This is a genomic window from Brachyspira sp., assembly GCF_050873525.1.
Lineage (GTDB): Bacteria > Spirochaetota > Brachyspiria > Brachyspirales > Brachyspiraceae > Brachyspira.
Window position 1 is genome coordinate 21,512 of sequence record NZ_JBNMIZ010000011.1, and the last position, 6,263, is coordinate 27,774.

The 6,263-nt window shown below is 32.6% G+C and carries 5 protein-coding genes; 2 read left to right on the forward strand and 3 right to left on the reverse strand.

Annotation, left to right across the window (positions count from 1 at the left end; all coding sequences use genetic code 11):
- Positions 1 to 203 precede the first annotated feature (203 nt).
- From ACR0QS_RS01715 to ACR0QS_RS01725, 3 genes are all read right to left on the reverse strand, one after another.
- Positions 204 to 1,532, reverse strand: coding sequence for a 6-phospho-alpha-glucosidase (locus ACR0QS_RS01715; protein WP_432631719.1), 1,329 nt, complete (start codon positions 1,530 to 1,532; stop codon positions 204 to 206).
- Positions 1,533 to 1,577: 45 nt separating this feature from the next.
- Entirely contained in the window at positions 1,578 to 3,182 is a 1,605-nt protein-coding gene (locus tag ACR0QS_RS01720; protein ID WP_432631720.1) for an alpha-glucoside-specific PTS transporter subunit IIBC, read from the reverse strand.
- Positions 3,183 to 3,605: 423 nt separating this feature from the next.
- A complete protein-coding gene (locus ACR0QS_RS01725; RefSeq protein WP_432631721.1) occupies positions 3,606 to 3,866 on the reverse strand; it encodes a hypothetical protein in 261 nt (86 codons plus the stop codon).
- Between the two features lie 88 nt (positions 3,867 to 3,954).
- Here ACR0QS_RS01725 and ACR0QS_RS01730 point away from each other — a divergent pair, with 88 nt between their 5' ends.
- Positions 3,955 to 5,391 (forward strand): aminoacyl-histidine dipeptidase, encoded by a 1,437-nt coding sequence (locus ACR0QS_RS01730; protein ID WP_432631722.1) that lies wholly within the window; start codon positions 3,955 to 3,957, stop codon positions 5,389 to 5,391.
- A gap of 224 nt (positions 5,392 to 5,615) precedes the next feature.
- Positions 5,616 to 6,218 carry a hypothetical protein gene (locus ACR0QS_RS01735; protein ID WP_432631724.1) on the forward strand — a complete coding sequence of 201 codons (603 nt, stop codon included), beginning with the start codon at positions 5,616 to 5,618 and terminating at the stop codon, positions 6,216 to 6,218.
- Positions 6,219 to 6,263: the final 45 nt, after the last annotated feature.

Sequence of the window (6,263 nt, forward strand, 5' to 3'; positions counted from 1 at the left end):
TTAATAGAATTTTATTTTAAAACTTAGTTTTATTAATAGTGGATTGCTTCGATTTATAAAGTAAATCTCGCAATGACAGTAAATAAATACTCGCAATAACAATGCTCCATAAAATAAAAACGGCTTACACAATTAAGTATAAACCGTTTTTAAAATCAAAAAATTTAATTTAATAAATTCTTTGATATAATATTTGCTTTACATTATTTTAATTTTGGCCAGAAAGATTTATTAGCTTCTATTAATTCGTCCAGTATCTTTTTAGCCACTTCCACGCTCGGAACGGTTTTAGACATAGATATTGCCTGCCACATTTTAAGATACGAGCCTTCCGTCCATGCATCCACAACCAATTTTTCAACCGCAACCTGCTGTTCCATTAAGCCTTTATTGAATCTTGGAATTTCTCCCATAACCAAAGGCTCTGGACCAGCAGAACCTACTATACAAGGAATTTCAACCATAGCCGTTGGGTCAAAATTGATTATAGAACCGTTATTTGGAACTATAAGAAGCATTCTTTCGTTTGTATTATTACTTATAGCGCATGCCAAATCTACTATATAAGTGGCATGTCCTCCGACTTCAAAAATAGAATCTTTAGCAGTTCCAGATTCGGTTATTCTTCTACATTCGCCGAAAACTCTCTTCTCTCTTCCGTCTCTAACCATATCCGTTCTCGTATATTTTATATCCGAATGACTTACCACATAATCTGGGAATAGATAATATTTAAAATAAGTATTAGGCATAAAATCTGGGGAAATAGCCCAAGTGTCTTTAGCTTTCTCGTAAGTAGAACGCCAATCTTCGTCCATGTGAGCCGCGTCCAAATTAGGATGCAAATAACCATGTTTTGAAACATGCTCTTTTAAAATAGGCATTAAATCTTTTCCAGTACTTTTTTCTCTTATGCTCGTCCACCAGCCGAAGTGATTCAAACCGAAATATCTAACTTGCATTTCTTTTCGCGATTTTAATCCGCATATAACCGCCATATAATCTTCTATTCCTACGGGCATATCGCAAATATTTAAAACTTTTGAATTAGGTTTTAATCTTCTGCAGGCTTCAGCCACTATAGCCGCAGGATTGGAATAATTAAGCATCCAAGCGTCAGGGGAATATTTTTCCATATAATCTATAAGCTCCAAAACTCCGCCTATAGAACGCATACCGTAAGCCATTCCTCCAGCTCCGCATGTTTCCTGTCCTACGCATCCGTATTTCAAAGGAATTTTTTCGTCAAGCGAACGCATTTCATATTTTCCGACTCTTATATGAGCCATAACGAAATCCACTCCCGTAAAGGCTTCTTTAGGGTCGGTAGTAAAACTAAATTTAATATGAGGCGCTCTTTCTTTCATCATGATAGCGCATGCGTTTCCGACAATTGCCTGTCTTTCGGCATCATTGTCGTATAATTTTAGCTCCGACAAAGGAAATCTTTCCTCTTCGCTTAAAAGCATTAAAAGTATTTCGGGAGTAAATGTGCTTCCTCCTCCCGCAATAACAACCGAATGTTTCTTCATTTTGCATCTCCTTGATTTAATTTATTTTTTATTTTTATAAAAAAACTATTCGTTATTTTTTTCGTTTTCTTCTTTCAATAATTGTTCAAATTTTGTTTTTACTTGAGAAACGGAAAGCCCGACTATAACCTGAACTCCGTTTCCAGCTTTCATTAATCCATGCGCTCCGCCTTCTTTAAAGACTTCCGCATCTTCGACTTTACTCATATCTTTTACCGTTACTCTTAATCTCGTGGCGCAATTTGTTACATGAGTTATATTATCCGCTCCTCCCAAAGCCTTTAAATAAACTTTAGCCTGTTCTTCAAGATTAGATTTTTTCTTATTTTTTTCTTTTTCTTTATAATCGGCTTTTTTATATAATTTTGTTTGAGAACCGCCCCTTCCCGGAGTAGGTATATTAAATTTAAGTATTAAAAATCTAAATACCACAAACCAAATGCCCGTAAATATCAAACCTATAACTATATGAGCGACAACCGTTCCAGCATGATTTTTAACATCAAATAGCCAGTTTTGGGTAATAAACGCGATTAAACCAGCTCCAAAATTTCCAGTCACTCCGCCTATTTCAAATAAAGCCGTAGCCAAAGAAGCTGCAAGTATGGAATGAACAAAAAATAAAAACGGAGATATAAACAAAAATGTAAATTCCAAAGGCTCGGTTATTCCAACTAAAATTGAAGTTAGCGTAACGGGAATAAGCAAAGAAGCCATTTTTGTTCTGTTTTCCTTATCGGAACAGAAATATATAGCCAAAGCGAGTCCCGGCGCTCCGAATACTTTAGAATTTCCATGCAAAGCAAAAGCTCCTTGAGGAAAAAGCTCTTTCAAAGGTTCTACCATATTTGAAAATTCCGCAGCATGAGCTATCCAAAAAGGTTCTATACCTTCTGGCACTACCGCAGGACCGTAGATAAAAGGACCGTATATGAAATGATGCAATCCCGTAGGAATGAGCAATCTTTCCAAAAAAGTATAAATGAAAACTCCCAAACCGCCCGAACTTGCCAAAAATCCCTGCATTGAATTTATTAAAGCCTGTATTTTGGGCCATATTAAACAAGTCAAAAAAGCCAAAATAAGCATGCATCCGAATCCCACTATATGAACGAATGAAGTTCCTTGAAAAACTCCCAAATAATCGGGTAATTTTGTTTCGTAGAATCTGTTATGAACGAGAGTCATAATTAGTCCAACTAAAATCGCGCCGATTATATTTGTGTCTAAAGTTTTAATTCCAGATATTAAAGCGAGTCCGCTTGTTCCTCCGACTTCTTGAGAAAAATCTACTCCAAAAGTCACGCCCCAAAAACCGAGTATTGAACCGATAAAATAATTGTAGGATAAATAGCAAATTAAAGTAGCCAACATACATCTTTCGGGAGCAATTTTTGAAAGCCCGATAGGTATTCCCAAACAGAAAAATATAGGCATATTTCTAAAAATAGTCCATCCGCCTTCTTCGATTATAGAAACTACTCTATAAAATACGCCTTCGGGATTCGCCAAATCTCCGACAAAACTTCTGTCTTTGAAAATAATCGTTAATCCGACTATTAATCCCGAGAAAGAAAAAAGCAAAACGGGAACGAACATCGCCGCTCCGAATCTTTGAAATTTTTCTTTTAAGTTAAGTTCTAATGCCATAGTAAAATCCTTAAAAATTTATTTTGTATATTGATTTCCGATTTGTTTTCAGAAAACAATATATTTTTTGAAAATCTAAATTTATATGTTTTAAGGGCAAACATAATATTTTGTAATTTAATAAAGTATGAAATGCAAAATATACAGTTATAGTATAGTATAGTATAGTATAGTATATGTGTCAAATTAAATTTCATTTACTAAAAACCTTTCTACAATTTGCATAATATCTATATTACTATGTTAAGTATATACAAAATAAAAAAAATGTCAACACTTTTTATAAATTTTTTTAACAAAATTATAAAAAGTATTACAAAAATTAATTGACATTTATCATTTATAGATTATTATATATAATAATTTTAATCAAAAAATTCCAAATTAAAGAGGATAAATTATGAAACTTATATTTTCAAAAATTCAAAAATCAATTTTATTACTTACGATTTTTATATTCGTTTCTACTTGCTCGAATAATAAAAACGATATTCTCTTTACCGAATATACGCCGTTTATTCTCACCGTATAAATTCCCGAACCTACGCAACATGAGGGCTTTAGCCTAAATCCAAAATCGTTGCATAATACTATAGAGTTCTTGCTTACGACAATCCCACGCCAAAGGCGGACAGTTGTCAAGGGACGCAGAGCGAAGGCGGACTGTCGTCTAGTCGGTTGCATATCGTCAGAGGTTATTGCTATTTATGATTAAAACTATTGACAAAATATTATGCATATGTTAACTTAAATTAAAATAAAGGAATTGATAATGAATATAAAAAATATAGAATCAAAAGAAGTTTTCAAATGGTTTGAAGAAATAAGCAAAATTCCAAGAGAGTCGGGACATGAAAAAGAAATAAGCGATTTTTTATTTGAGTTCGCTAAAGAAAGAAATTTTGAAGTCCATAGAGATTCGGTAAATAATGTTATAATAAAAAAACGCGGGACTGCTGGATACGAAAATAAAAACTCTGTGATAATTCAAGGACACATGGATATGGTTTGCGAAAAAACTAAAGAGTCTAAACATGATTTTAGGAAAGACGCGATAGAGTTAATAATCGAAGGAGATATTTTAAGGGCGAATGGAACGACTTTGGGAGCGGATGATGGAATTGCAATAGCTATGGGACTCGCCTTGCTCGATTCAAAAAGTATTCCACATCCTCCGATAGAATTTTTAGCGACAACTTCCGAAGAAACGGGAATGGACGGAGCTTTGGCGATTACGGGCGAGCATTTAAATGGAAAAACTTTAATCAATATAGACAGCGAAGAGGAAGGAATATTTTTAGTGAGTTGCGCGGGCGGATTAAACACTCTCACGGAATTTGAAATAAAAAGAGAAAATATAAAAAAAGATTTTGAATCTCTGAAAATAGAAATATCGGGATTGAAAGGCGGACATTCTGGAATAGAGATTCACAAGCAGAGAGCGAATGCGATTAAAATTTTAGGAAGATTATTATACGCGGTAAAAAAAGATATATGTTTGGCTTTTATAGAAGGCGGCGCAAAACATAACGCAATAGCGAAAAATTCGGAAGCGATAATTACTACTAAAGACGCTGAAAAAATAAAAAATATTTTGGAAGATTTGTCTAAAAAAATAAAAAACGAATATAAAACCGAAGACGCTCAAATGCAAATAAAAATTGAAAAAATAGAAAATATAAAAGAATGCATTACAAAAGAAATTGGCGACAATATAATCGATTTTATGAATCTTGCTCCAAACGGCGTTTTGTATATGAGTAAAGAAATAGACGGATTGGTTCAAACGAGCGCAAATAACGGAATATTGAAAGAAGAAAATGGAAAATTAACTTTCACAATTTCAATAAGAAGTTCTTTAGAAAGTTCGACTGAAGAAATTGCTTCTATCGTGGAAATCGCTTCAAAAAGAACGAGCGCAAAATTTGAAAAAGTAAATTGGTATCCAGCTTGGGAATATGATAAAAATTCAAAAATCAAAGACATAGCTTTATCGGTTTATAAAAAAATGACTGGAAAAGACGCAAAAATCGAGGCAATTCACGCTGGTTTGGAATGCGGAATATTAAAAAGAGTTTTGCCCGAAGTCGATATGATAAGTCTTGGACCCAATTTATACGATGTTCATACTCCAGCCGAGCATTTAAGCATCTCTTCGGTAGATAGAACTTGGAAATTCTTAAAAGAGCTTATTATAAATTTAGATTAAAAAATTCTTAAAATTTTATTTAAATTTTATTTTAAAAGACTTGCATTTTTTTATTAAATATGTTAGACTATACTAACAATTAAGCACTAATTTAATAAATCATTGTTTTGGGATTATTGGGCATGTTTAGTCATGTCCAATATTTTTAAAATGTATTATAATGAACGACAATACTAAAAAATAAAATAGTATTTACTAATGCAAGGACAAAATAAATGAACGGAATTAAAATAAATAAATTTTTAATAATAAACGCTATATTTTTAATTTCTTTTAGCAAATTATATTGCGAAGAAAATAATAAAAAAGGATTGAAATCTCCTTTAGATAATAGATTTTTTTCTATAGGTTTATTTAGCAGCGCCGATTCGATTAAAACGAGCGTTAATCTAGAATTCGGTTTTAAGTTATTCAAATTCAATAATTTTGAAATGAAAAGCTACACTTCAATATCTGGTTCAAAAATATACGATGATAATCCAAATTTATATGAATTGGGTTTTATGGAAAAATTGACTTTTGGAGGAGTTGATGAATATAACGACAAAGTAAGCGCAAGCAGATACGGTTTCATATTTGCAAGTTTTGGATTTCTTTCTTTCAATGCGGACAAAAGCGGTAAAGTTTTATTCTCGAAACCTATTTATTGGGAAATCGGAGGCGGAGCGGGATTCAATATTAATGTAAGCAAACATGTCGGGATATTATTGGAATTTGGAGGCGGTTTGCATATGGTAGTCGATGGCAAAAATTTAGGCTATCCCAAAAAAATAAATAAAGCTGGTTTTGGTAGAATTAGTTTAGGCGCAAGGTATTATATTAATTAGTTTTTTAATTTTTAAAATGTATTATAATGAGAATATGAATTATAA